Consider the following 696-nt stretch of genomic DNA (forward strand, 5'->3'; position numbering starts at 1 on the left):
CAACCTCACACAGATTCATTAATCGGTGAGAAGGCAGAACAAAAACAGGTGTCGTATTCCCCGAACCAAATGGTCCTGCTTTTTCAATCATATCAAAAAGCGCTTTATTGGCCCCAGAAGCAGAAAGGCAACCATCTATATTAAGAGACTTTTCAGCATGCAACTGTGAAACATTTAAAGAGACTCTCTCTTCCAGCCATTTTCGAAAAATTTCAATTTTTGTCGATTGGATTGTGATCCCTGCTGCCATACTATGCCCCCCCCCTTTTTCTAATAAATTTAACGTAACAGCTTCACGAACAAGTGCTCCTAAATCTATGCCACTAATTGAGCGTCCTGATCCTATGCCGCTTCCATTTTCTTTCAAAGCAATGGCAAAAACAGGACAAAAAAAACGCTCTTTTAAACGGGATGCAAGAAGACCAATGATTCCTGGATGCCATTCTTGATGGGCAATTACAAGCGATAGCGGTTTTTCTCGATCTTGATAAAGAGAATCAATATAAGATTCTGCTTGTGCTAATTGAATGGCCTCCATTTCCTGACGTTCTTGATTCAGTTGATTCAATTGTTCTGCTATTCTGTCAGCTTCCCCTTTATCCTCACAGCTCAACAAACGTGCTCCCAAAGCCTGATCGCCAATACGCCCTCCCGCATTAATTCTAGGACCTAATAAAAAACCTAAATGAAAACTAT

At 40.7% G+C, this 696-nt stretch carries 1 protein-coding gene; it reads right to left on the reverse strand.

Annotated elements, in window-relative coordinates:
* Window positions 1-696 (reverse strand): DHHA1 domain-containing protein (locus tag ACFINO_RS10565; protein WP_375655807.1); only part of this gene is annotated, 696 nt, incomplete at both ends.

It is taken from the genome of Bartonella sp. AA83SXKL (assembly GCF_042196965.1).
Taxonomy (GTDB): Bacteria; Pseudomonadota; Alphaproteobacteria; order Rhizobiales; family Rhizobiaceae; genus Bartonella.